Below are 26,905 nucleotides of genomic sequence, written 5' to 3'. Positions count from 1 at the left end.
GAGGGAGAGGCGGCCGCTCACCCGCGCTGACACCACTCACCCCGCCGCGCGCCTCACCAGCTCGGTGAGCCGCGCCGCGCCCGCGTCGTCGAGGTGGTCGAGCGCGTACGAGGTCGGCCAGAGTCCGCCCGGCTCGTCGAGCTGCGCGTCGACGCTGAAGCCGAACGTGGAGTAGCGCGCCTTGTCGACCAGCCCGCTGCGGAAGAACACGACGATCTTCCCGTCCTTCGCCCAGCCGGGCTGCCCGTAGTAGAGCTTCGGGAGCAGCGCGGGCGCTGCCTCCGTCACGAGCTCGTGCAGGCGCTCGGCCAGCGCCCGGTCGGGCTGGGGCATCTCGGCGATCTTCTCGAACATCGTCGCGCGGTCGGCCGCCGCCTTGTCAGCCGCCTTGCCGCGCCGCGCCTCCGCCTTCAGCTCGGCCGCGCGGGCCTTCATCGCGGCCTTCTCCTCGGCGGAGAATCCGCCCGTCCCGTCGGTGCTCATGTCGTCCTCTCGTCGTGCCCCTCACGGTAGAGGCACGGCGTGCGGTCCGCTTCTCCGATTCTGCTCGGCGCGCAGCCGTGGCGCCGGGCGCTCGGGCGGGCCAGGCTGGGGCGATGACGAGCCCCGACCTCAACGATCCGAAGCAGACCCTCCTCCGCTACCTGCAGGAGGGGCGCGACGCGCTCCTCCGCAAGCTCGACGGCCTGTCGGAGTACGACGTGCGGCGGCCGCTCGTGCCGACGGGCACCAACCTGCTCGGCCTGGTCAAGCACGTCTCGGGTACCGAGGCCGGCTACCTCGGCGCCACGTTCGGCCGCCCCTTCCCCGAGCCGATGCCGTGGATGGAGGACGAGTCGGAGCCCAACGCCGACATGTGGGCGACCGCCGAGGAGTCGCGCGAGCACGTGATCGCGCAGTACCGGCGGGTCTGGGCGCACTCCGACGCGACCGTCGCCGCCCTGCCGCTCGACGCCACCGGCCTCGTGCCGTGGTGGACGAACCGCGACGTCACGCTGCACCGCATCCTGGTGCACATCACCGTCGAGACCCACCGGCACGCGGGCCACGCCGACATCGTCCGCGAGCTGATCGACGGCGCCGTGGGCCTCCGCTCCGACGGCGACAATCTGCCGCCCGTTCCCGCCGAGTGGTGGCCGGGCCACGTCGCCCGCCTGGAGGAGGTGGCTCGGACCGCCGGCTAGAGCGCCGCCTCGAGCCCGGCGGGCACCCACCGCACCGCGGCGATCGGAGCGGCGAGCAGGAGGGTCGCCCCCATCGTCACTCCGATCGCGAAGCTCGGGGCCCGAACCAGGCCATGAGGAAGAGCCCGTCTCGCAGGTACTCGGTCGTCATCCGTCATCCCCCCGATGCGCGGGGCGACGATGCCCCCGCTCCGAGGGTAGGCGCCTAGGCTGACGCGCATGCGGGGGCGTGCGGTGATCCTGGCCGGGGTGTGCGGAGTCGGACTGGCGATGCTCGGCTGCGCGCGCGCCGAGTCGCCCGCGCGGCCGACTCCGCCGGCGACGTTCGGCGCGCTGGAGCCCGCTCCCGAGGGGGCCGTCTACCGTTCCTTCTACCGGGGTGCCGTGAAGGCGTACATGGAGAGCCGTGCGCGCTGGCTCGAGGACGGGACGGGGTTCGAGCTGACCATCACCGGCAGCGGGAACTGCCCCACGGTGCCGGCGGCGCTCGAGGTGCTCGCCGCCGACCACGTGCGCATCGAGACGGAGCTGCTGCAGTGGTCGGGTGGCGGTGGCTGCCAGGAGGACGCCGCTCTCTGGAGCTTCGTGTTCGACACCCCGAGCGGCGTCGATCCCGAGGTACCCGTCCGCGTGGACATCGTGCTCGAGCGGGGGACGGCCACCGAGGAGCTCGAGCCGGTCGCGGCTCGGCGCGAACGCCTGCTCAAGTGAGGCCGAGACGCCGGAATGCTCGGATCCGTCGCGGAATCCGCCCCTGAGCCTTATCTGTCAGGCTCGGCCGGCTACGAGTCGAGCGTCGTGCTCGGCCGCTCGCCGAACCGGTGCGCGTACGAGGCCGAGAAGCGGCCGAGGTGCGCGAACCCCCAGCGGCGCGCGACCTCCGAGACGGTGACCGCCCCGGGGTCACCGGCGCGCAGCTCCTTGCGCACGGCGTCGAGGCGGATGCGGCGCAGGTAGTCGACCGCGGTGAAGCCGAACTCGCGGCGGAACTCGCTCTGCAGGGTGCGCAGGCTCACGCCCGCCTGCTCGGCGATCGTCTCGGTGCGCAGCGGCAGGTGCGCGTTCGCGTACATGTACTCGACGGCCTGGCGCAGGCGCCCGCTCCGCGGCACGAGCAGGTCGCTGGGCGCGCCGAGCGCCTCGTGCGGGAAGGCGTCGAGGAGCGCGACCGCGACGGTGCGGTTCGCCTCCTGGCGCAGCAGAGCGGAGCTGTCGGCGTCGTAGATGACGCGGGCGACCGTCGCGACCGTGGCCGACCACCGGCGCAGGGCCTCGCCCTCGGGGCGCGCGGTGGTGTCGAAGAGCAGGGGACCGCCTCCGGTGCCCTCGACCTCGTCGGCGAGGCTCTCGAGGTAGGCGCCGTCGAAGTGGATCAGGTTCTGGCGGTAGTCGTGCACCTCGAAGGCACTGGGGCGGTCGTTCGCGAACATCGCCGGCCGCCCGTAGAGCATCTGCATCGGGTCGCCGTCGAGATCGGTGGCGCCCTCGCCTGCGGTGAGCCAGGCGACGACGTACTCGCCCTCGGTCTGGATCCGGCCCTTCACCGAGCCGGCGAAGTGGCTGCCGCGCAGAGTGACGTCGGCATCGCCGACCGAGGTGTAGCGGTACGAGAAGTCGGCGCTCGGCTCGACGGTGAAGCGGTGGCCGTTGTAGACGTCCTCGAAGAGGGCGCGCGCCTCATCGATGTCCCGCCCGCCGATCTCGGAGCGGATGACCCCGCCGCTCTCCTCGTCCATCGCCGATCAGGCTCCCACGCCAAGGGGCGCGAGGTCGATGGGCCGGAGCGGGAATTCGTTAAGCGGATAAACCATCCAGGGGCGTGCGCGGCCCGAACGCCCGGGTCATGGCGTGCACGGTCGCGCCGCGGAACTCGGACAGCAGCACGAGGGTGTGCCGCGCGCCCGTCTCGACGGCGAGCGAGAAGGTGGCGCCGCCGCCGGAGGAGGTGTCCCACCAGCCGAGCACGTCGCGGGCGCGGAAGCTCATCGTCGAACCGACCTGGCTGAGCACCAGCCGGCCGTCGCCGACGCGCGCACCGTCACTGACGCGCAGACCTCCGGTGACGCCTCCGCGGGTCGTCGAGCACTCGAAGCCTGCGGCGTCGTGGTCGTCTCCGCCGAGCTGCAGGAAGTCGGGGGCCCACAGGCCCTCGCTCCGCTGCCGTTCCTCCGTGCGCGTCATGGTGTCCCCCTCCGACTCGCCGGCCTCCCGATGACGTGCACCGGGAGGATCGCGGTCACGCGGCCGTCGTGAGTCCGGCGCTCGCCGGCTGCTGCGCGGGCTCGGGCAGGATGCGCAGTCCGCGGCCGCTGTTGGCCTCGTCCATCAGCGCGCGGACCCACTCGGGGTTGATCGCCGGCATGCGGCTGCCGTTGAACGAGAACTGCAGCGGAATGGACGGGTGGAGCCAGATCGTCTGGCGACCCGTGCCGTGCGCGCTCGAGGCGTCGAGCTGGAAGGCGAAGGCCTCGTTGCGACGGAACTTGTTGACCATGACGATCTGCAGGTGCGCGAGAGCGCGGTCGTCGATGTCGTGCGAGGTGGCAGGAGTGCCGTAGAGGAGTGCGCCCATGTGCGGAGCCGCCGATCTGTGCTGGCGCCGCGGGGGTGGTCTGCCGCGGCTGGTCGAGGAGCGCCGGCGGATGCCGGTCGGAAGTCTGAGGGAGTCGGCCTTGCCGACAGCGGGGGAGTGCCCGGGCGACGATGCGTCGGAGCGGGATGGTCGTCCGGCCCTGGGGAGAACGTATGCTCCCCTGCTCGGGGGTCGACGAAAGCTATCCGGTTTGCGAAGGCGGCTGAAGGGAGGCTGAGCGGCGGGCGAGGATGGACGGATGGGAGAGACCGCCGACTGGTACCGCCGCGCCGCCGTCGAGCTGGCGCAGACCTCGGAGCTGCAGGTGCAGTGGGCGCTCTCGATCGCCGCCGACGACGCGACGGTCGCGCTGATCGACGAGCTGCCGCGCGCGCACCGGCAGCCGTCGCTCGTCTTCTCGGTGGCGAGGCTGCTCGGGGCGCCGGCCTCGCCGGACATCGTCGAGTGGCTGCGGGAGGCGTGGCCGCGCGTCGCGCCGGTCGCGGCCGAGCGGCTCACCCAGACGAACGAGGCGCTGCGGTGCGCGCCGCTCGTCGCCGCGCTCGAGCGCGTCACCGCGCCCGACGAGCCGGTCGCGCTGATCGAGGTGGGCGCCTCCGCCGGGCTGTGCCTCGCGCCGGAGCGGTACTCCTACGCGTTCTCGGCGGAGGGGGTCGAGACGCGGCTGGGGCGCGGCGGGCCGCTGCTGCGCTGCGAGGTGACGGGCGGAGGCGCTCCGACGCGCCTCCCGAACGTCGCCTGGCGCCGCGGAGTGGACCTGCGGCCGCTCGACGTGCGCTCGGCGGAGGACCGCGCATGGCTGGAGGCGCTGCTGCCGCCGGACCGGCCCGAGCGGACAGCGCGGCTGCAGGAGGCCGTCGGGGTGCTACAGGAGGATCCTCCCGAGATCGTCGCGGGCGACGCTGCGGACGCGCTGCCGCGCCTGCTCGACGCGGTGCCGCGCGGGCTGCGGGCGGTCGTGGTGTCGCTCGGGACGCTCGTCTACCTGCCGCGCGCCGCGCGCGAGCGGGTGCTGGCGGCGGTCGACGCGGGCGGGGCGAGCCTCGTCACGCTCGAGGCCGAGGGGCTGCTGCCGCAGGTCGCGGCCGCGCGGGCAGGCTTGTCGGCGCCGGCCCCGACTCCGTTCGTGCTCGCCGCCGACGGCGTGCCGCTCGCCTGCGCCACCCCGCACGGCGGTGCGCTCTCCTGGCTGACGTGACGCCCCCGGTCTTGCGCCCCGGCGATCCCTCAGAAGTTGCGGTAGTCGCGGTCGACTACCGCAACTTTCGAGTAGTCGAGGCCGCCGGACGTGATCGCGGCAGGAGCCGGGCGCGCGGCTACAGCGCGTCGACGAAGAGCTGGGTCGCCTGCGGGACGTAGGACGCGTTCGTCGACGGGTCCCAGCCGACCAGCGCGATCACGTCGCCGCCGACGCGCGCGGTGATCCCGACGAGCGTGAACGGCGCACCGCCGACGTCGCCGGTGACCGTCCAGCCGAGCGCGTCGTCGGTGCCCGTGAGCGTCGGCTGCGTCTGCTCTACCGTCGTCTGCACCGGCACGCCCTGCATCGCGAACAGCTCGGAGCCGTCGGCGCAGCGCTCGAGCGCGTCCTCGGCGTCGCCCACCAGGGCGGAGGCGGTGTCGGCGTCGCCGGTGCTCGCCACCACCGAGGTCATCGAGCGGTCGGTGCTGGTGCCGTAGGTGACGGCGGAGTCGCCGAGCGTGTCGTCCGTGTCCCAGCCGGCACCGAACGGCGCCAGGCACGAGGCGTCCGAGACGGTGAGTCCCGGGTAGATCGACTCGAGCATCGCGGCGGTGCTCGCGTACTGGTCGGGGACGAACTGGATGTCGTCGAAGATCGTGGTGAGCTCGGCGGCGGTGTGCTGCGGCAGCGCCTCCGACGTGGGCTCCGGCTCCGCGGCCGTGCAGCCGGTGAGCGCCAGCAGCATCGCCCCCGCGAGTGCCGCCCCTGCGCGCGTCGTCGTCGTCCTCGTCATGTCGTCCCCCTCCGCCCCGCGGCGCCTCGCCGCGAGCCGATCGAGGCTAGCAGGGCCGGGAGCGTGCACGACCGAGGTCAGGAGGCGCCGTCGGCCCCGATCCGGACCCGTCGAGCACTCCCGACCTCGGTTCTGCACGCCGAGCGCCCGTCACACCTCCGTGTGACCGAGCTCCGCCCCCGCGAGCAGCCGGATCTCCGGCTCCGCGATCGACTCGAGCTCGAGCACGACGACCTCGTTGCGGCCCGCGCGGGTCACCGGCGCCGGCACGATGAGCGTCCGCTGCGGTCCGCGGCGCCAGTACCGGCCGAGCAGGAAGCCGTTCACCCAGACGAGTCCCTTGCCCCAGTGCAGCGTGTCGACGTAGAGGTCGGCGGGCTCGTCGAGCTCGAACGCTCCGGAGGCGAGCCCCGGGCCCGCGGCGAAGGCGGAGGCGGTGGCCGCGATCTCGGGCACGCACTCGAGCGCGAGCGGCCGGGCCGTCCAGCCCGTGAGCTCGACGCCGTCGAGCTGCACGCCGCCGATCAGACCCTTGTGCTCGCCGATCCGCGTGCCGTAGTTCACCCGGCCCTGGTTCTCGACCAGGATCGCGAGCGCGCCGTGCCCGCGCGGCAGCGTCAGGGCGCGCTCGTGGTCGTCGCGGGCGAGCACGCCGACCGGGGCGCCGTCGAGCAGCACCCAGGCGCGGTCGCGCACCTCCTCGCCGACGACGAGGCGGGTCGGCCCTGAGCCCCCGGACAGCGTCGTCTGGAACAGCACGAACCCGTCGTCGTGGTCGAGCTCGTCGAAGCTCGCCATCCCCTCGAGGCGCGCGGCGGGCCCGAAGGCCGCGTCGAGCTCGAGCAGCGGCGGCCCGGGAGTCAGGGGAGCGGTCAGCACCGGAGCGGGCGGTCGCACGACCGGAACCTCGGCGGGCACGGGCGCATAGCGCGCGATGACCTCGCGGAACGCCCAGAACTTGGCCGTCGGGTCGCCGCCCTCGTCGAGCGGTGCGTCGTAGTCGTAGCTCGTCGTGATCGCGGCGTAGCGGCCCTTGTCGTTGGCGCCGCTGGTGAGGCCGAAGTTGGTGCCTCCGTGGAACATGTAGACGTTCACCGAGCCGCCCACCGCGAGCAGTGCGTCGAGCTCGCGGGCGGAGGCGGCCGCGTCGGTCGTGTGGTGCTGCGTGCCCCAGTCGTCGAACCAGCCGCACCAGAACTCCATGCACATCAGCGGACCGGTCGGCTGGAACTCGCGGAGGGTCGCGAGGCGCTCGGGGGTGCGCGATCCGAACGAGCCGGTCAGGTGCAGACCCGGGAGGCTGCCGTCGGCGAGCATCTGCGGCGTCGGCTGGTCGATGGTCGTCAGCGGCACGGTGATGCCGGCGTCGCGCGTCACGCGGACCAGCTCGGCGAGGTACTCCTTGTCGGAGCCGTAGGCCCCGTACTCGTTCTCGATCTGGACCAGCACGACCGGCCCGCCCACGTCGATCTGCCGCGGCGCGACGATCGCGTAGACCCGGCGGAGGTACTCGCTGACGGCCGCGAGGTAGTGCGGCTCCGAGCGGCGGACGCCCACCTCGGGGTCGCGGAACAGCCATGCGGGGAGTCCGCCGTTGTCCCACTCGGCGCAGATGTACGGGCCGGGACGCACGACGGCGTGCATGCCCTCGGCGGCGACGAGGTCGAGGAACCGGCCGAGGTCGAGCCCGTCGTCGGCGCGCCAGGCGCCGCGCTGCGGCTCGTGCGCGTTCCAGGCGACGTAGGTCTCGATGGTGTTGAGCCCCATCAGGCGCGCCTTGTGGATGCGGTCGGCCCAGAGGTCCGGGTGGATGCGGAAGTAGTGCAGCGCCCCCGAGAGGATCCGGTGCGGGCGGCCGTCGAGCTCGAAATCGGTGGTGCCGATGGCGAAGCGGGAGGTGGTCATGCGGGATCCCCCTCAGGATCGGAAGCGCCCGGCGAAGCAGGGCGGTGGGAACGGGACGAGGCCGGCCGGAGCGATCCGACCGGCCTCGTGCGCCGCGCGAGCTACTCGGAGACCGTGAAGCCCTGAGCGTTGCCGTACTCGACGAGCTGGCTCTGCCAGGCCGTGAGGCCGTCGTCGAGGCTGGTCTTGTTGGCGTAGGCCTGGCCGACCGTATCGCCGAACACGCTGTTCGCGTAGACCTGGAAGGGCAGGTACGACCAGCCCGGGCGGACGTCCTCCGACGCCTGCGTCAGCACCTCGTTGATCTTCTGGCCGCCGAAGTACTCGGACTCGGCGCCGGTGAAGTCGGGGTCGCTCAGGTCGGCCGAGGTCGCCGGGAATCCGCCGCTCTCGAGGAACACGTCGACCGAGGCCTGGTCGCTGTTCAGCCAGCGCAGGAACGCAGCGGCCAGCGCCGGGTTCTCGCTCTGCTTCGTGACCGACTGGCCGCCTCCGCCGTTCTCGGCGCTGACGGCGGTGCCGTCGTAGGTCGGGATGGGCGCGACGGCCCAGTCGCCGCTGGCGTCGGGGACGCTGGACTCGAGCACGCCGGGCATCCACGCACCGGTGATCAGCGACGCGATCGAACCGTCACCGAGGCCCTTGTACCACTCGTCGCCCCAGCCGGGGGTGTCGGAGAGGAGGCCGCCCTCGACGAGCTGGTTCCAGACTCCGGTCCACTTCTTCGTGCCCTCGTCCTCGAGGTTCACGGTGACGTCGGTGCCGTCGGTGGCGAACGGCTCGCCGCCCGCCTGCCAGATCATGCTGGTCGCGAAGCCGGCGTCGCCGGTGTCGGCGGTGATGTACTTCGACGGGTCGGCGGCGTGCAGCTTCTCGGCGGCGGCGACGTACTCGTCCCACGTGGCGGGGACCGCGATGCCGTACTGGTCGAAGACGGTCTTGTTGTAGAACAGCGCCATGGGCCCCGAGTCCTGCGGGAGGCCCACGAGCTTGCCGTCGATGTTGACGCTGCCCCAGGTGGAGGCGGAGTACTTGTCCTCGAGGTCGCCCATCCCGTACTGCGAGAGGTCGAGCAGCGAGTCCGACAGCGCGAACTGCGGCATGGCGTAGTACTCGATCTGGACGACGTCGGGGGCACCGGAGCCGGCCTTGAGCGCGTTCTCGAGCTTGGTGTACTCGTCCTTGTTGGTGCCGGCGTTGACGAGCTCGACGTCGACCTCCGGGTACGCCTCCTCGAACGCGGCGACCTGGGCCTCGGCGCTCGGCGTCCAGCTCCAGTAGGTGATCTTCCCGCCGGCTTCGAGGGCGGCGTCGAGGTCGGCCGCGGTGCCGGAGCCGGCTGCGGCACCGCCTCCGGAGTCGGAGGAGCAGGCGGCGAGCGAGCCGGCGGCGAGTGCCGCGGCCGCCACGACCGTCAGGGTCCGCCGGAGGGCGGAACGGGCGTTCTTCATGGTGTTTCCCTTCACTTCTTCGTGCTGTGGGGTGGTGCGGGGCAGGACGCTCCGACTCGGGGGAAGAGGGCCTCAGCCCTTGACGCTTCCGGCGCTCAGCCCGGACTGCCAGAAGCGCTGGAGTCCGAGGAAGGCGACGACGATGGGGATGATCGTGAGCAGCGAGCCCGTGATCACCAGGTTGTAGATCGGCTGCGCGCTGACACCGGTGGCCTGCGCGTTCCACTGGTTGAGTCCGACGGTCAGCGGGTACCAGGAGGGGTCGCTCAGCATAATCAGCGGCAGGAAGTAGTTGTTCCAGGTCGCGACGACCGAGAACAGCAGCACGGTCACGATGCCGGGGGCCAGCAGGCGGATCGAGATCGTGAAGAAGGTGCGGAACTCTCCCGCGCCGTCCATCCGCGCCGCCTCGAGCAGCTCGGTGGGCACCGACTCGACCGCGTACACCCAGACCAGGTACAGCCCGAAGGGGCTGATCAGACTGGGGATGATGATCGCCCACGGGGTGTTGGTGAGGCCGAGCTGGCTGAACATCAGGAACGTCGGGACGGCGAGCGCGGTGCCGGGGACGGCGATCGCGCCGAGCACGACGGCGAAGACCGCCTTGCGACCGGCGAAGCGGAACTTCGCGAGGCCGTAGCCGGCGAGCGTCGCGAGGAGCGTCGCTCCTCCGGCCCCGACCACGACGTAGAGCAGCGTGTTGCCGAGCCAGCGGAGGAAGATGCCGTCGCGGTAGCCGAGCGTCTCGGCGATGTTCTGGAAGAGGACGAAGTCGCCGTCGAACCAGAGCCCGAAGCTCGAGAACAGCCCGGCCTGGGTCTTCGTCGCGTTGATGACGAGCCAGGCGAGCGGCACGAGGCTGTAGAGGATGAACGCCGACATCAGCAAGGTGAAGGCGATCGACTTCCTCGGCTGGACCGAGGAGCCGCGGCGGGGCGTGCGCTTCGGGGCGGAGGTGCGGGGTGCGGTCGCGAGGGCCATCAGTTCTCCTTCCGCGCGCCGCGGAGCTGGACGACGTAGGCGATCACGGCGGTGATCACTCCCATGACGATCGCGACCGTGGCCGACGCGTTGTACTGCTGACCCGCGAAGGACAGGTTGTAGGCGTACATGTTCGGCGTGAAGTAGGTGGTGATGATGTTCGGCGCCAGCGTCCGGAGGATGTTGGGCTCGTTGAACAGCTGGAAGCTGCCGATGATCGAGAAGATCGAGGCGATGACGATCGCGCCGCGCAGAGCGGGCAGCTTGATCGAGGTGATGACGCGCATCGCTCCCGCGCCGTCGATCTCGGCGGCCTCGTAGAGCTCGCCGGGGATCGTCTTCAGCGCGGAGTAGAAGATGAGCATGTTGTAGCCCACGAACTCCCACGTGACGATGTTGCCGATGGAGGCGAGGATCCAGTCGCGCGAGAACGGCTGGACGACGTCGGAGCCGAGCAGGTCGTTGACGTTAGCCGCGAGGCCGAAGTTGTCGCCGTAGATGAAGCCCCACATCAGCACGGCCACGACGGCGGGGACCGCGTAGGGGAGGAAGACGACGATGCGGAAGAAGCCGGTGCCGTGCAGGCGTCCGCTGTCGATCGCGAGAGCCGCGACCAGCGCGAGGACGAGCATGATCGGGACCTGGACGACCAGGAAGAGCAGGACGCGTCCGAAGCCCTCCCAGAAGTTCGGGTCGCCGAACAGAGTGATGTAGTTCTCGAGCCCCACGAAGGAGTTGCCGCCGATGAGCTGCTGGCGGAAGAGGCTGAGGTAGATCGAGTAGACGACCGGCGCGATGAAGACGAGCAGGAACACCACGAGGAAGGGCGCCACGAAGGCGAGGCCCTTCCACTCGCTCCTCGCCCGGGAGCGCGGCACGCCGAGGGGGTCGGTCGGAGGGGTGACCTCGCGCAGCGGCACGGGTGGAGACGTCGTCGTCATCTGGGGATTCCGTTCGGGAGGGGGCGCATGTTCACGTCAACATGGCAGAGCCACACCGTAGCATGATGACGTCAACACCCGCGACTGCCGCTCGATTCCGCGACCTGTCCGTTATGTTGTGCAACGCGCTATCAAGGGGGTGTCATGGTCGTCGAGACGAACGCCGCAGCCGCCTCCGCTCCACGCCGTCGCGGTGTGTCGATGGCCGATGTCGCACGACGCGCCAACGTCTCGGGCCAGACGGTCTCGCGCGTGTCGAACGGAAAGCAGAACGTCGACACCGAGACCCGCGAGCGCGTGCTCGAGGCCATGCGCGATCTCGGCTACCGGCCCAACAGCGCCGCGCGGGCCCTGCGCACCGGCCGCTTCCACAGCATCGGCGTGATCATGTTCACGCTGTCGTCGTTCGGCAACATGCGCACCCTCGACGCGATCGCGATCGCCGCAGCGGATGCCGGCTACTCCATCACCCTCATCCCCGTCTCGCACCCGACCCAGGGCGAGGTGTCTGTCGCGTTCCACCGCCTGAGCGAGGAGGCGGTCGACGGCGTGATCATCATCGTCGAGGCGCACCTGCTCGACGAGACCGACATCGTGCTGCCCCCCGAGCTGCCGGTCGTCGTCGTCGACTCGGCCGGAGGCGACAGGTACCCGGTCGTCGACACCGACCAGGTCTCGGGCGCGCGCCAGGCCGTCGAGCACCTGCTCGAGCTGGGGCACCGCACCGTCTGGCACATCGCCGGGCCCGAGCGCTCCTACTCGGCCGAGCGGCGCCGCGAGACGTGGGAGTCGACGCTGCGGGCGGCGGGGGCCCCCGTCCCCGAGGTGCTCGTCGGCGACTGGTCGAGCGCCTCCGGCTACCGCATCGGGCGCACGCTGGCGGCGGATCCGTCGGTGACCGCGATCTTCGCGGCGAACGACCAGATGGCGCTCGGCGTGCTGCGGGCGCTGCACGAGTCGGGGCGCGCGGTGCCCGGCGAGGTGAGCGTCGTCGGCTTCGACGACATGGAGGAGTCGGCGAGCTTCTGGCCGCCGCTGACCACGGTGCGCCAGTTCTTCGGCGACACCGGGCGGCGCTCGGTCGACATCCTGCTGCGCGAGCTCGAGTCGGGCGAGCGCTCGGGCGTCTCGCTCATCCCGACAGGGCTCGTCGTGCGCGAGAGCACGGGGCCGGCGCGCGGCTGAGGCGCTGTGCCGGCGCTGGTGCGGCTGCGGGTGCGGTGCCTCAGCGCTCCAGGTGGGAGTAGTCGGGCAGGTCGATCGCCTCGGCCGGCGGAGTCGCGAAGCGCGCGGCCAGGCGCGAGCCGAGCGGAGAGGCTCCGAGCCTCACCGCCAGACCGAAGGCGGTGACTCCGGCCCGCGACCTCGGGTGGGCCAGGCGCGGGGTGCCCGGCGGCAGCTTCTGCGCCTGGTCGGCGTACGGGCGCATGCGGCGCTCGTAGCCCGCGAGTGCGTCGCGGTGGTCGACGTGCGCCGCGAGCTCGCCGGCGAGGACGTAGGCGCCGGCGATCGAGAGGCTCGTGCCCATCCCGCTGACCGGCGAGGCGCAGTAGGCCGCATCGCCCACGAGCGCCACGCGTCCGCTCGACCAGCGCGGCGCGTGCACCTGGCCGATCGACTCGAAGTAGAGGTCGTCGGAGTCGTCGATGCCCGCGAGCACGCGCTCCGCCTCCCAACCGGCGTCGGCGAAGACCTCGCGCAGTCGCACCCGCTGCTCGTCGACGGAGCGGCGCTCGGCGCTGCGCTCGGTCAGGTACGAGAGTGCGACGCGCAGGGTGCCGTGCGAGTCGGGACGGAGGGTGATGCTGCGACCGCGCGCCGCGGTGTACCAGCGCCACCAGTCGTCGTCCTCGGCGGTGCGGGGCAGGGTCGCGTACGAGGTCTCGAGGCCGAGCGAGCGGATCTCGGGCTCGTCGCCGAAGACGAGGCGGCGGGTGCTCGATCCGATGCCGTCGGCGGCGATCACGAGGTCGAAGCGCTCGTCGGGGGCGGTCTCGAAGGAGGCGGTGACGGCGTCGCCGTCGTCGTCGAGCGCAGTGATGCGGTCGCCGAAGCGGTACTCGGTGGTCTCGGCGGTGCGGTCGACGAGGAGCCGGGCGAGATCGCCGCGCAGGATCTCGAGCTCGGCGGTCGCGCCTCCGGAGTCGGAGGTGCCGGCCGGGAACTCGGCGAGAGTCTGCCCGCGGGGGCCGATGAAGCGGGTGCCGACCTCGCCGGTCGTGGCGGAGCGGATGTCGTCCTCGAGACCCATGCGGCGGGCCACCTCCCGGCCGGCACCGCGGACGTCGACGTTCTGCCCGCCGAGGCGGAGCTCGGGTGCGCGCTCGACGATCGTCGTCTCGCAGCCGTAGCGGTGCAGCCAGAACGCGAGGGCGGGTCCGGCGATGCTGGCGCCGGAGATCAGGATGCGCGGCATTGTTGCCTCCGTTGATAATCAATGAGATTGGCAATATACACGAGTACTCTGGCGGGATGACCGACTCCGCCCCCTCCGCCGACCACGGCATCCGCACGCGGGTGCGCCAGGTGACGGAGCGGCAGCGCGACTTCGAGCGCTCGCTCTCGCGGACCCTCGCGGTCGACCCGGTCGGGCTCGGAGCGATGACGCACCTGCTCGGGGCGGGTCCGCTGACCCCGACCGAGCTCGCGCGCCGGCTCGACATCTCGACGGCTGCGACGACGCTGGTGCTCAACCGGCTGGAGGCGGCGGGCCACGTGCGGCGCGACCGCCACCCGTCCGACGGGCGGAAGCTCGTCGTCACCGCGTCGGAGAGCTCGGCCGCGCTGGCGCAGGAGCGGGTGGCGCCGCTGATCGAGGGCGTCGAGGGACTGGTCGCGAGCCTCGACGAGGGCGAGCGGGCGACGGTGCTGGCGTTCCTCGATCGGCTGCTCGAGGTGTACGACGCGGCGACGGAGTGACGGGCCGCCTGTCTGCCCTCTTGCTGATCGAGCCCGCAGCCCGCGCAGCGGGCGTATCGAGATCCCTGCATGCCTGCAGCGGTGGGTCTGCACTCCTCGCCTGCTGGACATGGTGGGTCTCGGTACGCCCCTGCGGGGCTGCTCGACCAGCAGGCACACGGCCCCGACGCCTCTGCGGCGCCGACGCCACCCGCGCCCGCGATACTGTGAGCCCTCTCACCCGCATCCATCCAAGGAGACGCACATGTCGGTCGGCCTGCTCGCGGTTGTCGATGACATCCTCACCGCCGCTCTGAAGGCGAGCGCCAAGACGGCGGGTGTCGTCATCGACGACGCGGCCGTCACTCCGCAGTACGTGCAGGGGCTGACCCCCGCGCGGGAGCTGCCGGTGGTGTGGAAGATCGCGCTCGGCAGCCTCTTCAACAAGTTCGTCATCATCATCCCGCTGGCGCTGCTGCTGTCGTCGTTCGCGCCCTGGGTCCTGCCGTACCTGCTGATCATCGGCGGCGCGTTCCTCTGCTTCGAGGGCGCCGAGAAGGTCATGGAGTGGTTCGGCGTGCACCACCAGGCCGGCGAGACGGAGTCGCGGGACGAGAAGAAGCTCGTCTTCGGCGCCATCCGCACCGACCTCATCCTGAGCACCGAGATCATGCTGATCGCGCTCGACGGCCTCGACACCGAGCTCGGCTTCGGCGGGATCCTCGGCGCGCTCGCCGTCGTCGGCCTCGGGATGACGCTGCTGGTCTACGGCGCCGTCGCGCTGCTGGTGAAGATCGACGACGTGGGCCTGCGCCTGATGAAGAACGCCGCCCGCGGAGTCCGCCGCACCGGCGCGCGCATCGTCGCATCGATGCCGGCGGTCTTCCGCGGGATCAGCATCATCGGCACGCTCGCCATGCTCTGGGTCGGTGGGCACCTCGTGATCTCGAACCTCGCCGAGACGTTCTGGCACGCGCCGGAGGACGTCGTGCACGTCGTGACGCACGCGGTGGAGGGTGCCGGCCCGGTCGTCGTGTGGCTCGCGGACACCGCCGTGTCGATGGTGTTCGGGCTCGTGCTCGGGCTGATCGTCGTCGCCGTGATCACGGGCGTCTCGCGCCTGCTCAAGCGCGGCCGGCCTGCCGAGGCGCACTGACGCGAGGGCTTTCATCGGATCGACCCGCACAACGAAGGCTGGATGGCCGGATCCCTCGGATTCTCGAGGATTCCGGCCATCCAGCCTTGGTTGTGCGGCGATCGACGCCGTGACCGCCCCCGACCCGGAGGGCGGAGGCGGTCACGGCGGGTGGCGTCGCGTCAGCTGCAGCTGCGCGCGGCGTACGCGGCGGGGACCACCGTGGTGACGGCCTTGCCGTCGACGGTCCCGGTCGCGGTGACGGTCGCCTCGCCGGCGGGCACCGAGGCGGCGCGCGTCGAGAAGGCGGCGCTGGCGTTCTTGCCGGGGGCGACTCCAGTGAACTCCTTCGAGCCGTAGGCCGAGGCCACGGTCATCGACACCGGGACGCCGGCGTTGTTCAGCGCCGTGACCGTGAGCGTCACCTTGCCGGCGATGCAGCGGGTCGTCGCGGTCACTGCGACGGCGAGGGCGGCGGGCTGCTTCAGCGTCACCGTCACCGTCGTCGTGGTGGTCGACGTCCCGTCGGCCGAGGTCACGGCGACGGAGGCGACTCCGCCGTTCGCGCTGGTCGGCTGAGTGACGCCCACCCGGGCCGCCGAGTCGGTGGCCACCGCGGTGATCACCGGCATCGTCGTGCCCTCGACGGTCACCGCGTAGGAGGTGCGGGCCGGGTCGAAGCCGGCGACGCCGACTCCGTTCACGCGCAGCGCCCCGAGGGTGCTGACCGCGGCGGGCGACGCGACCGACTCGAACAGCTTCACCTCGGACACGATGAGGTGCGTGTTCGCGTTGGCGTTCATCACGATGCGGAACGCGGTCGCGGTGACCGGCGCGAAGCTCGCGACGAGCGTGGGCGCGGTGCCGTCGGCGGGGGAGGCGACGGGCTGCGCCGTCTCCCAGCCGGGGACCGAGGTCCACGTGCCGTCCGCGGCGCGGTACTGGAGCTGCGCGCTCTGCGCCCAGCTGTTCGTGCCATCGCGGAAGAACTGCACCGACGCCTGCTGCACCTGGCGGGCAGCGGGGAAGGTGTAGGTCAGGGTGCTCTGCGCGGCCTTGGTGCCGCTGACCCAGTTCGACCAGCCCTTGTCGCCGTCGACTCCGTTGCGGGTGCGCTCCGGTCCGTAGCCCGACTCGGCCGACGTCGCCGTGGCGACGATGCCAGCATCCGGGTTGAAGTTCCGGAGCGTGCCCGCGGTGACGAGCACCGTGAGGGTGGCCGGCAGCGTGGCGCCGTCGGCGGTCGCGGTCCCCGTGATCGTCACGGAGCCGGGCTGGGCGAGGGAGGCCGTGGTGAGCGGCGTCCAGTCCCAGGTGACCGGCACCGCGAAGGTGCTGGTCGAGGCGCCGACGCGAGCGGGCACGGTGGTGGGTGCGGCGGCCCTCACTCCGGCGACACCGGCTCCGGAGGCGACGGTCACCGAGACCGGGTCGGTCGCGGTGAGTCCGCCCACGTCGACGAGCGCGGTGACGGGGATCGACTGGCCGAACAGGTCGGTCGCGGTGCCCTTCACCTCGACGCGGCCGGCGGTGCCGTAGGCCGAGTCAGCCGGGCGCTGCCAGGTGACGGCGACCGGCGAGCCGGCGCCCCACGAGTACTGCGGGGTGACGCTTGCGGGCAGGGTCGGAGCGACGCCCACGGTCGTGCGGACCGCGACCGTCTGCGTCGCGGCCGGGGCGAGGTCGCGGAGGGTCCACGACTGGTTCGCTCCGCCGTTCGAGCCGTAGACGCCCACCGCGGTGTTCTCGGTGCTCGACTGGCCGTTGACGTCGAGCGACTGGGCGATCGACTCGTTGACGAGCGTGAAGTTCACTCCGTCGGTCGAGTTGACGATCCAGCGCGTCGCAGCCGTGGTCTTTGCGGAGTCGACCGAGACGGAGCGGAGGTCGGTCCCGGCGGTCGTCGCGCCGAGGACGCGTCCGTCGGTCGTCTGGAGGACGACGCGGCGGGTGGCCTCGCGCTCGCCGGCGGGCACCTCGTGCACCGTCCAGTTCTGCTTCGCGGCGGCGGCGGAGTCGGTGGCGAGCGTCGTGATCGTGGTCGCGGCTCCGGTCGTCGTCGCGGTCAGGGCCTTGCCGCTCTGCGTGCCGACCAGCTGGTAGTGGTGGCCGTCGCGCAGGGCGGGGGCGGAGTCGGCGACTCCCGACACTCCGTCGATCGCGAAGGTGGTGACCGACTTGGCGGGCACAGTGACCGTCGCGGTGCGCGACTCCCGGTCGACGACGACCGCGGTCTTCTGCACGAGCGCGTTGCCGGTGGGCGCGGCGGCCGAGGAGGCCTGGGTCGTGACGTAGGGGGTGACCTTCGCGCCGTCGGCGATCGTGCCGAAGCGGGAGAGGTCGAGCGTGATGGTCTGCGAGGCGGTGGCGGTGTTGCTGTGCACGATGGTCGCGCCCGTGCCGTCGGCGCGGACGGCGGCGGTGCTGGCGGTGTCGTTCACCGACATCAGGCGGTCGCCCTCGGAGATGAACTTGGTGAAGTTGCGGATCGTGTTGAACTTCGAGTTGGTCTCGACTCCGCAGACCGGGGCCTTCGTCGAGTCGCCCCCGGCATCGGCGACGCGGCGGGCCGACTTCCAGACCTCGCCGCCCGCCTCCTGGTACGGCTGGCAGTCGAGGTCGATGAAGATCGAGCCCCAGTTGAGGTTCTCGCCCTTCGGGCTCATGTTGTAGAGGTCCTCGACCGGCTGCCAGAGCACCCAGGCCTTCGGCTCGAGCTCGCGCAGGTCGTCGTGGATGCGGCCCGCGATGCCGAGGCCGTTCTCGATGTTGACGGGGTTGTAGCCCTGGACCCAGTTGCCCTCGATCTCGCTCATCCACAGGTCGGTGTCGGCCTGCTTCGAGAGGTCGCGAACGGCGAGGCGGTCGGAGGTGCCGTAGGTGTGCACGTTCATCCGGTCGACCTGGGCGCGGATCTCGGGCGAGTAGGCGGCCCAGTTGGTCTTGAAGATGCTGGGGTTGGTCTCGTCCATCGCGGCGAGCCCGGCCTCGGTGGTGGAGCCGTCGAGGGCGGCGACGACGTCGGGGATCAGGTCGGTCTGGCGGGTCGGGCCCATGTGCATGCCCTCCTGCCGTCCGCCGGTGGGGACGCCGTTGGTGAGCTGAGTGCCCCAGTAGTTGGTGTTGGGCTCGTTGAAGGGGTCGAGGGTGTCGAACTCGATGCCGTACTCGTCCTCGACGTGCTCGGTGACGTTCACGAGGTACTTGGCGAACTGCTGCTCGGCGGCCGGCTTCAGCTGCTCGCTCGACGCGTTGAAGCCTCCCGAGACGTAGCCGCTCTCGGTCATGAAGTACGGGGCGGAGTTGGCGAACGCCTCCCAGTGCGAGATCTGCTGCTCCTCGGCGAGCTTCTCGACCCACCAGCGCTGCGTCTCGTCGGCGGTCCAGTCGTACGAGGCGGGGTCGTCGGCGTTCCACTTGGCGAGCAGGGCCGCGCGGTCGGCGTAGTTCGTCGTGGTGCCGCCGTACGCGGCTCCCGTGGTGTCGGGCTTCCACCAGCCCTCGACGGCGCCGCCGGGGCGCAGGTAGTCCTTCACGTCGGAGGCGTTGCCGCCGCCGATGTTGTAGCGGGCGATGTTGAGGTCGAGGCCGTCCTCGCCGAACACCTTCTGGTAGAGGTCCTCGCGGAGGGCCTCGGGGTAGTCCCCGGTCGCGTTGGCGAACCAGACGAGGCTCGTGCCCCAGCCCTCGTAGGCCTCACCCGCCGTGGCGGGGTTGGGGGTGATCCGGAACGCGTCGGCCGCTTGCGCGGGGGCGGCGGCCGGCACTGCGAGCAGTGCTCCGGCGGCCAGGGCGGCGCTCGTGGCGAGCGCGGCGAGTCTTCTCGCGGACATCGACATTGATGCGGTCTCTCTTTCGCCTGTGAAAGTCGAGCGTGTTCACGTGAACACGCTCAGAGGGCCGACCTTACATGTTCACGTCAACAAGCGGAAGGCGCGCGAGAGGCGCGGGTGGGGGCCGCCGGGCCGCCGCGATTCCGCAGAAGTTGCGGTAGTGGCGTGCGACTACCGCAACTTTCGCTGAATCGAGCGCGCCTTCCGAGGGTCCGCCACGCGAGTGCTCAGGAGTTGTCGTGCTGGGCGATCGAGTACGACGGCTTCTGCGGAGTCGGAGGGTCAGGGGTGCGCGGGCGGGTCGCACGCCTCCGGGGCCGCAGGGTCGGAGGGGGACGGCGCGGCGACGGTGTGCACGAGCACGGTGTGGCCGACGTGCGCGAGGCCGAGCTCGAGGAAGTCGCGGACGTGCTCGTCGGCGAGGGCGTACTCGGCGGTGCGGCCCTCGCGATGCGCCTCCACGACGCGGTGCGAGCGGAGGAGGCGCAGGGCGTGCGAGGTCGCGGAGGGGCTGAGTCCGCTGCGGTCCGAGAGCTCGTTCACCCGCAGCGGTCCGCCGAGCAGCGCGAGCAGGATCCGCATCCGCCCCGGGTCGCCGAGCAGCCCGAAGACGTCGGCCAGGTCGGCGATCGCGGCGTCGGAGGGCAGCCCGGCGCGCGCCTCGTCGCCGTGCGGGCGGGGGGTGTCGGCTGGCATGTCGGCTCCGGTGGCGAGGGGTGGCGGGGGGGTGGCGAGTGGGATGGCGGGGGCGGACGCGGGTGGTCCGCTCAGACCCGGTGCGTCTGCTCCGGGAACTCCTCCGGCTCGCACTGGATCGTCGCGTGGTCGATGCCATGATCCTCCCGCAGAACCGTCAGCACCGCGCTGAGCGCCGTGCGGTAGTCGGCGTCGGGCGCGACCACGATGTGGCCGCTCGCGCTCTCCATGCCGGAGGTGATCGTCCAGACGTGCAGGTCGTGCAGCGCGAGCACGCCGGGCACCGCGCAGACGTCGCGCTCGACCGCGTCGAGGTCGATGTGCGGCGGCGCCGACTCCATCAGGATGCCCAGCGCCTGGCGGGTGAGCGACCAGGTGCGCGGCAGGATCAGCAGCCCGATCAGCACGCCCACGATCGGGTCGGCCCACGCCCAGCCGGTCGTGAGGAGCAGGATCGCCGCGACGATGACGCCGACCGAGCCGAGGGCGTCGCCGAGGACCTCGAGGGAGGCTCCGCGGAGGGTGATGCTCTCCTTCGCGCCGGCCGAGAGCAGGCGGAAGCTGACGAGGTTGATCAGCAGACCGATGATCGCGGTGATCAGGAGGGGGAGTCCGGGGACCGCGGGCGGCTCGGCGAAGCGGCGCACCGCCTCCACGATCACGAATCCTGCTACGGCGAAGAGCAGGAGCCCGTTGGCGAGCGCGGCGAGCACCTCGAGGCGGTAGGAGCCGTAGGTGCGGCCCTTCGCGGCGGGGCGGGCGGCGAGCGAGATCGCGGCGAGCGACATCCCGAGGGCGATGACGTCGGTGCCCATGTGCGCGGCGTCCGAGATGAGGGCGAGGGAGCCGGTGCTGAAGCCGACGACGAACTCGACGATCATGTACGCCGCGGTGAGGGCGAACGCGATGACGAGGGGCCGCCGGTGGCGCGACGCGGCGGATCCGGCGTGACCGCCGACTCCGTGCGAGTGTCCTGCACCCATGGCTACCGCTCCTCTGAACACTTGTTCATATGAACAGTCTTGCACACGATGGCGCTCGCCACCCCTCGAAAGTTGCGGTAGTCGGACGCGACTACCGCAACTTCTGAGGAATGGGCGGGCCTCGCGGCCGCACGCGCGTCCAGTGCGCAGGAGTTGTCGTACTCGGCGCTCGAGTCCGACGACTCTCGCGGACTGGGCGTCGCGGGGCGAGCGCTGACGACGGCCCGGCCGGCGAGTACGCAGAAGCTGTCGTACTCGGTGGCCGATTACCGCAACTTTCGCGGAGTGGGCGTCGGAGGGAGGGCCCGCGCGGTCAGGGCACCGGGTCGGAGTGCGGCGCGTCCGAGTCCCAGATCGTCTGCAGCGGGTCCTCGGTGTCGTCGCCGACGAGGTGCACGCCCCGGCGGCGCGCGGCCTCGGCGGCGGTGATCTCGCCCAGGTGCTCGGAGGCGCGGATCGCGGCGGACGCGCCTCCGTCGCGGGTGAGGAACGGGTCGGAGGGCGTCGCGAAGCGGAAGCCGTCGCGCGGATCGAACGGGTGCGCGACGACGCCCGTGACATCGGGTGACGAGGCGAGCAGAGCCATCGTGACGCGATCGGCGGCGCGCCAGGCGGTGACGGAGGAGCGGCGCTCGACGCCTATCGATCCGTGCGGAGTCGACACGGTCAGCCGCTCGATCTCGGGGAGGAGGCGGAGGATCCTCACGGCCGCCTCGAGCGTCTCGGGCAGCACCCGCTCGAACGCCCCCTAGAAGACGGGGACCCATTCCTCCACCGGGAGGCGACTGCGCCACTGATCCATCGTGGGTCCTCTTCTCGGGTGGCTCGCTCATCGGGGCGCCGGCACCGGGGTCAAGGGTGGGTCAGTGGGAGTGACTGCTGCCAGATTACCGCTCGTGCCCGGCGGATGGGGAGTCTGCGTCGGCCGATTCCCGAACGTCGATCGGCGATGACCGCTCCTCCGGGCGACCTGTCGAGAAGTGCGGGCGAAGAGCTGCGCGGAGCGCGGGCGGTCGCCTGCGGCGTGATGCCTGGTCGGTCTGCGTGCCCCGGGGTGACCCCGGAGAGGACGGTGCGGCTCGCGCCCCGTCCGCCTCGCCCGGAGGGGCGATCGGCCTCAGCCTAGGCTGGACGGCGTCCGAGGGGTGGGGAGGGCGCCGTGCGGGGTCGGGACGTGCTCGTCGAGACGCTCGCGCACGCGTTCCTCGGGGCGGAGTGGACGCGCGACTCGCTGCGCGCCGCCGCCGCCGACTCCCTCGGCGCTCGCCGCCGCTGGCTCGGGCCGCTGATCACCGGGGTGCTCGTCGCGTTCCCGCATCCGCCGGTCGACGCGCCCCGCGAGCTCGCCCGCTGCATCGCCGGCCTGCTGCCGGAGCGCGCGCAGCCGGTGGTCGTCCACCTCGCGCCGGTCTCGGCGCGGGCGGTCGCGGGAGCCTCTCCGGTGCCGCTGATCGACGGGCGGAACGACCTCGCGCGGCTCCTCGGGATCGCTCCGGCGCAGCTCGACGGCTTCGCCGACCTCGGCGGCTGGAACCGGCGCGCCCCCGACGGCGCCCTGCAGCACTACGACCACGTCTGGCGGGTTCGTCCGGGGCGCGCGCCGCGGCTGCTGGAGGTGCCGAGGTCGCGGCTGAAGGCGGTGCAGCGCAGCGTGCTCGACGGGATCGTCGGTCTGGCGCCCGTGCACCCGGCGGCCCACGGCTTCGTGCCCGGGCGAAGCGCCGTCAGCGGGGCGCAGGTGCACGCGGGCTCGGCGATGGTCGTGACCCTCGATCTGCAGCGCTTCTTCGCGCAGGTGACGGCGCCGCGGATCTTCGGGCTGCTCCGCGGCGAGGGGATGACGGAGGCGGTCGCGTACGCGCTCACCGGGCTGTGCACGCACGCGGTGCCGATCGCGGTGCTGCGGAGGATGCCCGGCGGCGGAGACGTCGACGAGCGCGCGGCGCTGCGCCGGTCGCTGACGCTGCCGCACCTCCCGCAGGGCGCGCCGACGTCGCCGGCGCTGGCGAACCTCGCGCTCCGGCGGCTCGACGCGCGGCTCACCGGCTACGCCGAGGCCGCGGGCGCCCGCTACACGCGCTACGCCGACGACCTCGCGTTCAGCGGTGGGGAGCGCTTCGCGCGGCGGGCGGAGGCGTTCGCCCGCGGCGCCGAGCGGATCGTCGCCGACTCGGGCTACGCGGTGAACCCGCGCAAGACGCGCCTCCGCTCGGCGTCGGTGCGGCAGAGCGTCACTGGAGTCGTGGTCAACGCGCGCCCGAACGTGCGGCGCGCCGACGTCGACCGGCTGCACGCGATCCTGCACAACTGCGTCGTGCACGGGCCGGCGGGCCAGAACCGCGCGGGCGTGCCCGACTTCGGCGCGCACCTGCTCGGGCGGATCGCCTGGGTGGCGTCGGTGAACCCGGCGCGGGGCGCGACGCTGCGGGCGCTGTTCGACGCGGTCGACTGGTCGCGGGGGTGAGCGGAGTAGTCATGCTGGTCGAGTAGCCCCGCAGGGGCGTATCGAGACCTACCAGCTTCAGCAGACCAGGCTTCAGCCCTGCCCTTCTGACGGACGTGGATCTCGATACGCCCGCTGCGCGGGCTACTCGATCAGCATGAAGGGCGGCCGGCCCCGCAGGTCCCCTCGCGCAGGCCGGCCGGCGGAGGAGGATGAGGGGATGAGGCGGGCGGGCGCAGGAGCGGCGGTGGCGGGGGTGCTGCTGCTCAGCGGCTGTGCGGCGCCCGCGGCCTGCACGGCCGTCGGCTGGAGCACCTCGCTGGCGATCACGGTCTCGGGCCCGGGGCGCACCTCCGTCGCCGATGTGCGGATCTGCGCTGGCGGCGTGTGCTCGCGCCCGAGCGACCTCGCCTCCGACGGCGCACTGTCCTTCCCCGTGCTGCACAGCAGCGACGACCGATGGGTGTTCGACCTCGGGATGGAGTCGCCCGACCCGATCGCGGTCACCCTGCTCGACCGGCAGGGCGAGGTGCTGCTCACCCGCGAGCAGCTGATCGACTGGACGTTCGTCGACGAGCCGAACGGGCCGGGCTGCGGGCGGCGGGCCGAGTCGAAGGAGCTCTCGATCCAGGCGCCGGAGCCGCGCGGCTCGGTGTTCGGGACGCGCTGACCCGCGCCGCCGCCGACCCCGCTGCGGGCGCGCCCCACCTCCGACCGACCGGCTGCTAGGGTCGCGGCGATCCTGCCGACAGGCATCGGGGCGCACTCCGCCCGCACTCCCGTACCGACGCGAAGGCCACACCATGCCCGTGACGCTCCCCGCCCCGAGAACGATCGACCCCTCCTCCGTGCCCGTGCTGCGCTGGGGGATCATCGGCACCGGCATCGCCGACCAGTTCGTGGGTGCCCTGCACGTCCGCTCGACGCAGCGCGCGGTCGCCGTGACCGCCCGCGACGCCGAGAAGACCCGCGAGTTCGCCGAGCGGCACGGGATCCCGACGATCCACGACTCGGTCGAGGCGCTCGTCTCCGATCCCGGCGTCGACGTCGTCTACGTCTCGACTCCGCACCCGCTGCACCGCAGCCAGGCGCTCGCCGCGATCGCGGCCGGCAAGCACGTGCTGATCGAGAAGCCGATCGCGATGTCGGCCGAGGAGGCGCGCGAGATCACCGAGGCGGGTCGCGCCGCCGGGGTCCTGGTGATGGAGGCGATGTGGGCGCGCTACCTGCCGCAGGCCGACGTCATCCGCCAGGTCGTCGAGAGCGGGGTGCTCGGCGAGCTGCGCCTGGTGCGCGCCGACTTCGGCTTCTCGATCCCGTTCGACCCCGAGAGCCGGCTCTGGAACGCCTCCCTCGGCGGCGGCGCCCTGCTCGACGCGGGCGTCTACCCGATCTCGTTCGCCTCGTCGGTGATCGGCGCCCCCTCGCGGGTGAGCGCGGCCGGCGCGACGCATCCCGAAACCGGCGTCGACTCGCGGGCCGACCTCCTCCTCAGCACCGAGGCGGGCCCGCAGGCCCTGCTGTCGACCTCGCTCGAGACCTCGCTGCCGGTCGAGGCGATGATCCTCGGCTCCGAGGGTCGCCTCGCAGTGCACAGCCCCTTCTTCGGCCCGAGCGGGCTGACGCTGACCCTCGGCAGCCTGAGCTCGGCGCAGGAGTCGGACACCTGGATCGACGACGGACCCTGGCCGTACGGCAACCTGGCGTTCCAGGCGACGGCGTTCGCGTCGTACGTCGCGCAGGGGCTGCTCGAGTCGCCGCTGCACCCGCACCACGAGGTGGTGTCGGTGATGGAGACGATCGACGAGGCTCGGCGCCAGATCGCCGGGGCCTCGGGTGCGGTGCAGCACACCGTCGCGTTCTCGCTCGTGCACGAGACGGGGTCGGCGGCGGAGGCGGAGTTCCTCTCCCACGCGCGGCGGACGCTGTCGGCGATCCCCGGGGTGACCGACTTCACCGTCAATCGGCAGGTCAGCGCGAAGAGCGCGCTCGACTGGCAGTTCTCGATGGTGTTCGCCGACCGGGCGGCGTTCGCGGCGTACGACGCGCACCCCGACCACGTCGAGTTCGTGCAGTCGCGCTGGGTGCCCGAGGTGGCCGAGTTCCAGGAGAACGACTTCGAGGTGCTGCCGGGCTGACGTCGGGGGCACGTTCGGCTCGTGGAATCGGCTCGGGCTCGCGGAATCCGTCGATTCCTGCGAGCCCGACGCGGTTTCACGAGCCGAGGGTCGGCCGGAGGTGCCTTCGGCTCGTGGAATCCGGTTCGGCTCGTGGGATCCGGTTCGGCTCGTGGGATCCGGTTCGGCTCGTCGACTACGGTTCGGCTCGTCGAATCCGGCCTTTTCCGCGAGCCGAACGTGGTTCTGCGAGCCGAACGTGGTCTCGCGAGCCGGAGGTGCTGCGGAGGCGCGCGGGAGGGGCATCGCGGCGCGGGTTCGAGGGCGTTCGGCTGCACAACTAAGGCTGAATCGGGCGTCCTCTCGGATTTTGGGCAGTTCGGCGGATTCAGCCTTAGTTGTGCGCACCTTCGACGCCGGACGGGCGCCGCGGCGGCCGTGCGGGCTGGGCGCGGCACCTCCGGCTCGCGGAACGGACGCCCGGCTCGCAGAACGCGCCGATCCCTGGGAGCCTGGGCTGACCCCGCACGGCGCGGGCACCCGACTCCGAAGGCCCAGCGATGCGCATCCTCACCTGCCTGCACACCATGGAGGTCGGCGGCAGCCAGATCAACGGCATCGAGCTCGCCGGACGGATGGCGGCGCTCGGCCACGAGGCCGTGGTCTACGGTCCGCGCGGCGACCTGACGCCGCTCGTCGCCGAGCTCGGGCTCGACTGGGAGGAGGCGCCCGAGAAGGGGCCGCACGTGTCGGCGCGCAGCATGGCGCGCCTCCGCCGCATCGTGCGGGAGCGCGGCATCGACCTCATCCACGCCTACGAGTGGGCGCCGACCCTCGACTCGGCCTTCGGGCCGTACCTGATCGACGGGGTGCCGGTGGTCACCACGGTGCTGTCGCCCGAGGTGCCCGACTTCGTGCCGACCGTGTTCCCGATGATCGTCGGAGTCGTCGAGCTGCTCGAGGAGGAGCGCGCGCGGCGCACGGACCTGCACCTGATCGAGCCGCCCGTCGACACCGAGCTGAACGCACCGGTGGCGGACGTGACGGAACTCCGAGCGCGGTTCGACATCGCACCCGACGAGATCGCGGTGGTGACCGTCGCGCGACTGGTCGCCGACCTCAAACGGGAGGGGATCCTCGCCGCGATCGAGGCGGTCGGGCGGATCGGCGACGAGCACCGCCTCCGTCTCGTGATCGTCGGCGACGGAGCGGTGCGCGGCGAGCTGCAGGCGGCGGCCGACCGGGTGAACGCGGGGCGCTCGCGCCGGCTGGTCACCCTCACCGGGCAGATGCTCGACCCGCGCGACGCCTACGCCGCGGCCGACATCGTGCTCGGCATGGGCAGCAGCGCGCTGCGGGGGATGGCGTTCGCGAAGCCGCTCGTGGTGCAGGGCGAGAAGGCGTTCTGGCGGCTGCTGACTCCGGAGTCGCTGCCCTTCTTCCTCGAGGGCGGCTGGTACTCGCTCGGCGACGGGGTCGACGGGGCGGGGCGGCTGGCCGGGATCCTGGGGCCGCTCGCGGGCGACGCAGAGCTGCGGCGGAGTCTCGGTGAGCTCGGGCGCGAGGTGGTCGTCGAGCGGTTCAGCCTCGCGGCGGCGGCGCTCCGGCAGGCGGCGATCTACGAGCAGGCGGTGGCGGGGCGGGTGCCGGTGCGCGTGCGGGCTCGGGCGCTGGCGCGGCCGGCGGTGCGGTACGCGGCGTATCGCGCGTATCTGCTGCGGGAGCGGGTGCGGAGGCTCGTGCGGCGCTGACAGCCGTGGACTGGCGAT

Annotated in this window: 24 protein-coding genes; 10 read left to right on the top strand and 14 right to left on the bottom strand. The window is 72.2% G+C overall.

Going from position 1 to position 26,905, the window contains the following annotated elements:
* Nucleotides 1–36 precede the first annotated feature (36 nt).
* The gene (locus tag GRS96_RS01395) at nucleotides 37–483 is read right to left on the bottom strand and encodes a DUF1801 domain-containing protein (protein ID WP_159855208.1); all 447 of its coding nucleotides are present in this window, start codon (nucleotides 481–483) and stop codon (nucleotides 37–39) included.
* A 113-nt stretch (nucleotides 484–596) separates the two neighbouring features.
* Here GRS96_RS01395 and GRS96_RS01390 point away from each other — a divergent pair, with 113 nt between their 5' ends.
* Together GRS96_RS01390 and GRS96_RS01385 are read left to right on the top strand one after the other, a co-directional pair.
* On the top strand, nucleotides 597–1,184 hold the full coding sequence (locus GRS96_RS01390; RefSeq protein ID WP_159855210.1) for a DinB family protein: 588 nt from the start codon (nucleotides 597–599) through the stop codon (nucleotides 1,182–1,184).
* Nucleotides 1,185–1,403: 219 nt separating this feature from the next.
* Nucleotides 1,404–1,895 (top strand): hypothetical protein, encoded by a 492-nt coding sequence (locus tag GRS96_RS01385; RefSeq protein WP_159987519.1) that lies wholly within the window; start codon nucleotides 1,404–1,406, stop codon nucleotides 1,893–1,895.
* 71 nt (nucleotides 1,896–1,966) lie between these two features.
* Here the strand turns inward: GRS96_RS01385 and GRS96_RS01380 are convergent, their stop codons facing one another.
* From GRS96_RS01380 to GRS96_RS01370, 3 genes are read right to left on the bottom strand one after another with little or no spacing between them, the layout of a single operon-like run.
* The gene (locus GRS96_RS01380) at nucleotides 1,967–2,920 is read right to left on the bottom strand and encodes a helix-turn-helix transcriptional regulator (protein WP_159987518.1); all 954 of its coding nucleotides are present in this window, start codon (nucleotides 2,918–2,920) and stop codon (nucleotides 1,967–1,969) included.
* Nucleotides 2,921–2,978: 58 nt separating this feature from the next.
* Complete coding sequence (locus tag GRS96_RS01375; protein WP_159987517.1) at nucleotides 2,979–3,365, bottom strand: hypothetical protein; 387 nt, start codon at nucleotides 3,363–3,365, stop codon at nucleotides 2,979–2,981.
* Nucleotides 3,366–3,420: 55 nt separating this feature from the next.
* Nucleotides 3,421–3,756 (bottom strand): DUF7882 family protein, encoded by a 336-nt coding sequence (locus tag GRS96_RS01370; protein WP_159855220.1) that lies wholly within the window; start codon nucleotides 3,754–3,756, stop codon nucleotides 3,421–3,423.
* A 259-nt stretch (nucleotides 3,757–4,015) separates the two neighbouring features.
* Between GRS96_RS01370 and GRS96_RS01365 the strand changes: the two genes are divergently transcribed.
* Complete coding sequence (locus GRS96_RS01365) at nucleotides 4,016–4,975, top strand: DUF2332 domain-containing protein (RefSeq protein WP_159987516.1); 960 nt, start codon at nucleotides 4,016–4,018, stop codon at nucleotides 4,973–4,975.
* Nucleotides 4,976–5,093: 118 nt separating this feature from the next.
* Here the strand turns inward: GRS96_RS01365 and GRS96_RS01360 are convergent, their stop codons facing one another.
* The 5 genes from GRS96_RS01360 to GRS96_RS01340 form a co-directional block, all read right to left on the bottom strand.
* Complete coding sequence (locus GRS96_RS01360) at nucleotides 5,094–5,753, bottom strand: hypothetical protein (RefSeq protein WP_159855224.1); 660 nt, start codon at nucleotides 5,751–5,753, stop codon at nucleotides 5,094–5,096.
* A gap of 150 nt (nucleotides 5,754–5,903) precedes the next feature.
* Entirely contained in the window at nucleotides 5,904–7,658 is a 1,755-nt protein-coding gene (locus GRS96_RS01355) for a glycoside hydrolase family 35 protein (protein WP_159987515.1), read from the bottom strand.
* Nucleotides 7,659–7,759: 101 nt separating this feature from the next.
* Complete coding sequence (locus tag GRS96_RS01350; RefSeq protein WP_159855228.1) at nucleotides 7,760–9,109, bottom strand: ABC transporter substrate-binding protein; 1,350 nt, start codon at nucleotides 9,107–9,109, stop codon at nucleotides 7,760–7,762.
* Between the two features lie 72 nt (nucleotides 9,110–9,181).
* Nucleotides 9,182–10,090 (bottom strand): carbohydrate ABC transporter permease, encoded by a 909-nt coding sequence (locus GRS96_RS01345; protein WP_159855230.1) that lies wholly within the window; start codon nucleotides 10,088–10,090, stop codon nucleotides 9,182–9,184.
* Nucleotides 10,090–11,031, bottom strand: a complete 942-nt coding sequence (locus GRS96_RS01340) for a carbohydrate ABC transporter permease (protein WP_159987514.1) — start codon at nucleotides 11,029–11,031, stop codon at nucleotides 10,090–10,092. The genes GRS96_RS01345 and GRS96_RS01340 overlap by 1 nt, the downstream gene beginning before the upstream one ends.
* A 144-nt stretch (nucleotides 11,032–11,175) precedes the next feature.
* Here GRS96_RS01340 and GRS96_RS01335 point away from each other — a divergent pair, with 144 nt between their 5' ends.
* Nucleotides 11,176–12,216, top strand: a complete 1,041-nt coding sequence (locus GRS96_RS01335; protein ID WP_236553536.1) for a LacI family DNA-binding transcriptional regulator — start codon at nucleotides 11,176–11,178, stop codon at nucleotides 12,214–12,216.
* A 40-nt stretch (nucleotides 12,217–12,256) separates the two neighbouring features.
* Here the strand turns inward: GRS96_RS01335 and GRS96_RS01330 are convergent, their stop codons facing one another.
* A complete protein-coding gene (locus tag GRS96_RS01330; protein WP_159987513.1) occupies nucleotides 12,257–13,447 on the bottom strand; it encodes an FAD-dependent monooxygenase in 1,191 nt (396 codons plus the stop codon).
* A gap of 56 nt (nucleotides 13,448–13,503) precedes the next feature.
* On the opposite strand from GRS96_RS01330, the gene GRS96_RS01325 reads away from it, so the two are divergent.
* Together GRS96_RS01325 and GRS96_RS01320 are read left to right on the top strand one after the other, a co-directional pair.
* The gene (locus tag GRS96_RS01325; protein WP_159987512.1) at nucleotides 13,504–13,950 is read left to right on the top strand and encodes a MarR family winged helix-turn-helix transcriptional regulator; all 447 of its coding nucleotides are present in this window, start codon (nucleotides 13,504–13,506) and stop codon (nucleotides 13,948–13,950) included.
* Between the two features lie 244 nt (nucleotides 13,951–14,194).
* Nucleotides 14,195–15,085: a DUF808 domain-containing protein gene (locus GRS96_RS01320; RefSeq protein WP_159987511.1), complete on the top strand. Its 891-nt coding sequence runs from the start codon at nucleotides 14,195–14,197 to the stop codon at nucleotides 15,083–15,085.
* Nucleotides 15,086–15,246: 161 nt separating this feature from the next.
* Here GRS96_RS01320 and GRS96_RS01315 read toward each other — a convergent pair whose 3' ends face one another.
* The 4 genes from GRS96_RS01315 to GRS96_RS01300 all read right to left on the bottom strand — a co-directional run bounded on the left by GRS96_RS01315 (nucleotide 15,247) and on the right by GRS96_RS01300 (nucleotide 21,282).
* Nucleotides 15,247–18,897, bottom strand: coding sequence for a glycoside hydrolase (locus GRS96_RS01315; protein WP_159987510.1), 3,651 nt, complete (start codon nucleotides 18,895–18,897; stop codon nucleotides 15,247–15,249).
* Nucleotides 18,898–19,179: 282 nt separating this feature from the next.
* The gene (locus GRS96_RS01310; RefSeq protein WP_204162015.1) at nucleotides 19,180–19,593 is read right to left on the bottom strand and encodes an ArsR/SmtB family transcription factor; all 414 of its coding nucleotides are present in this window, start codon (nucleotides 19,591–19,593) and stop codon (nucleotides 19,180–19,182) included.
* Nucleotides 19,594–19,664: 71 nt separating this feature from the next.
* A complete protein-coding gene (locus GRS96_RS01305) occupies nucleotides 19,665–20,576 on the bottom strand; it encodes a cation diffusion facilitator family transporter (protein ID WP_159855244.1) in 912 nt (303 codons plus the stop codon).
* A 313-nt stretch (nucleotides 20,577–20,889) separates the two neighbouring features.
* Nucleotides 20,890–21,282, bottom strand: coding sequence for a hypothetical protein (locus GRS96_RS01300; RefSeq protein WP_159987509.1), 393 nt, complete (start codon nucleotides 21,280–21,282; stop codon nucleotides 20,890–20,892).
* A gap of 453 nt (nucleotides 21,283–21,735) precedes the next feature.
* Here GRS96_RS01300 and GRS96_RS01295 point away from each other — a divergent pair, with 453 nt between their 5' ends.
* From GRS96_RS01295 to GRS96_RS01280, 4 genes are all read left to right on the top strand, one after another.
* Nucleotides 21,736–23,040 (top strand): reverse transcriptase family protein, encoded by a 1,305-nt coding sequence (locus GRS96_RS01295; protein WP_159987508.1) that lies wholly within the window; start codon nucleotides 21,736–21,738, stop codon nucleotides 23,038–23,040.
* Nucleotides 23,041–23,239: 199 nt separating this feature from the next.
* A complete protein-coding gene (locus tag GRS96_RS01290) occupies nucleotides 23,240–23,689 on the top strand; it encodes a hypothetical protein (protein ID WP_159855250.1) in 450 nt (149 codons plus the stop codon).
* Between the two features lie 133 nt (nucleotides 23,690–23,822).
* A complete protein-coding gene (locus GRS96_RS01285; RefSeq protein ID WP_159987507.1) occupies nucleotides 23,823–25,157 on the top strand; it encodes a Gfo/Idh/MocA family oxidoreductase in 1,335 nt (444 codons plus the stop codon).
* Nucleotides 25,158–25,696: 539 nt separating this feature from the next.
* Nucleotides 25,697–26,887 carry a glycosyltransferase family 4 protein gene (locus GRS96_RS01280; protein ID WP_159987506.1) on the top strand — a complete coding sequence of 397 codons (1,191 nt, stop codon included), beginning with the start codon at nucleotides 25,697–25,699 and terminating at the stop codon, nucleotides 26,885–26,887.
* The last annotated feature ends 18 nt before the right edge of the window (nucleotides 26,888–26,905 follow it).

The organism is Rathayibacter sp. VKM Ac-2803, from assembly GCF_009807175.1.
Lineage (GTDB): Bacteria > Actinomycetota > Actinomycetes > Actinomycetales > Microbacteriaceae > Rathayibacter.
Note: the sequence above shows the minus strand (reverse complement) of the source record. Positions and strands in the feature narration are given on the sequence as shown.

Coding starts and splice junctions, on each gene's coding strand:
- GRS96_RS01395 (WP_159855208.1), bottom strand. CDS start 483: ATGAGCACCGACGGGACGGGCGGATTCTCCGCCGAGGAGAAGGCCGCG.
- GRS96_RS01390 (WP_159855210.1), top strand. CDS start 597: ATGACGAGCCCCGACCTCAACGATCCGAAGCAGACCCTCCTCCGCTAC.
- GRS96_RS01385 (WP_159987519.1), top strand. CDS start 1,404: ATGCGGGGGCGTGCGGTGATCCTGGCCGGGGTGTGCGGAGTCGGACTG.
- GRS96_RS01380 (WP_159987518.1), bottom strand. CDS start 2,920: ATGGACGAGGAGAGCGGCGGGGTCATCCGCTCCGAGATCGGCGGGCGG.
- GRS96_RS01375 (WP_159987517.1), bottom strand. CDS start 3,365: ATGACGCGCACGGAGGAACGGCAGCGGAGCGAGGGCCTGTGGGCCCCC.
- GRS96_RS01370 (WP_159855220.1), bottom strand. CDS start 3,756: ATGGGCGCACTCCTCTACGGCACTCCTGCCACCTCGCACGACATCGAC.
- GRS96_RS01365 (WP_159987516.1), top strand. CDS start 4,016: ATGGGAGAGACCGCCGACTGGTACCGCCGCGCCGCCGTCGAGCTGGCG.
- GRS96_RS01360 (WP_159855224.1), bottom strand. CDS start 5,753: ATGACGAGGACGACGACGACGCGCGCAGGGGCGGCACTCGCGGGGGCG.
- GRS96_RS01355 (WP_159987515.1), bottom strand. CDS start 7,658: ATGACCACCTCCCGCTTCGCCATCGGCACCACCGATTTCGAGCTCGAC.
- GRS96_RS01350 (WP_159855228.1), bottom strand. CDS start 9,109: ATGAAGAACGCCCGTTCCGCCCTCCGGCGGACCCTGACGGTCGTGGCG.
- GRS96_RS01345 (WP_159855230.1), bottom strand. CDS start 10,090: ATGGCCCTCGCGACCGCACCCCGCACCTCCGCCCCGAAGCGCACGCCC.
- GRS96_RS01340 (WP_159987514.1), bottom strand. CDS start 11,031: ATGACGACGACGTCTCCACCCGTGCCGCTGCGCGAGGTCACCCCTCCG.
- GRS96_RS01335 (WP_236553536.1), top strand. CDS start 11,176: ATGGTCGTCGAGACGAACGCCGCAGCCGCCTCCGCTCCACGCCGTCGC.
- GRS96_RS01330 (WP_159987513.1), bottom strand. CDS start 13,447: ATGCCGCGCATCCTGATCTCCGGCGCCAGCATCGCCGGACCCGCCCTC.
- GRS96_RS01325 (WP_159987512.1), top strand. CDS start 13,504: ATGACCGACTCCGCCCCCTCCGCCGACCACGGCATCCGCACGCGGGTG.
- GRS96_RS01320 (WP_159987511.1), top strand. CDS start 14,195: ATGTCGGTCGGCCTGCTCGCGGTTGTCGATGACATCCTCACCGCCGCT.
- GRS96_RS01315 (WP_159987510.1), bottom strand. CDS start 18,897: ATGTCCGCGAGAAGACTCGCCGCGCTCGCCACGAGCGCCGCCCTGGCC.
- GRS96_RS01310 (WP_204162015.1), bottom strand. CDS start 19,593: ATGCCAGCCGACACCCCCCGCCCGCACGGCGACGAGGCGCGCGCCGGG.
- GRS96_RS01305 (WP_159855244.1), bottom strand. CDS start 20,576: ATGGGTGCAGGACACTCGCACGGAGTCGGCGGTCACGCCGGATCCGCC.
- GRS96_RS01290 (WP_159855250.1), top strand. CDS start 23,240: ATGAGGCGGGCGGGCGCAGGAGCGGCGGTGGCGGGGGTGCTGCTGCTC.
- GRS96_RS01285 (WP_159987507.1), top strand. CDS start 23,823: ATGCCCGTGACGCTCCCCGCCCCGAGAACGATCGACCCCTCCTCCGTG.
- GRS96_RS01280 (WP_159987506.1), top strand. CDS start 25,697: ATGCGCATCCTCACCTGCCTGCACACCATGGAGGTCGGCGGCAGCCAG.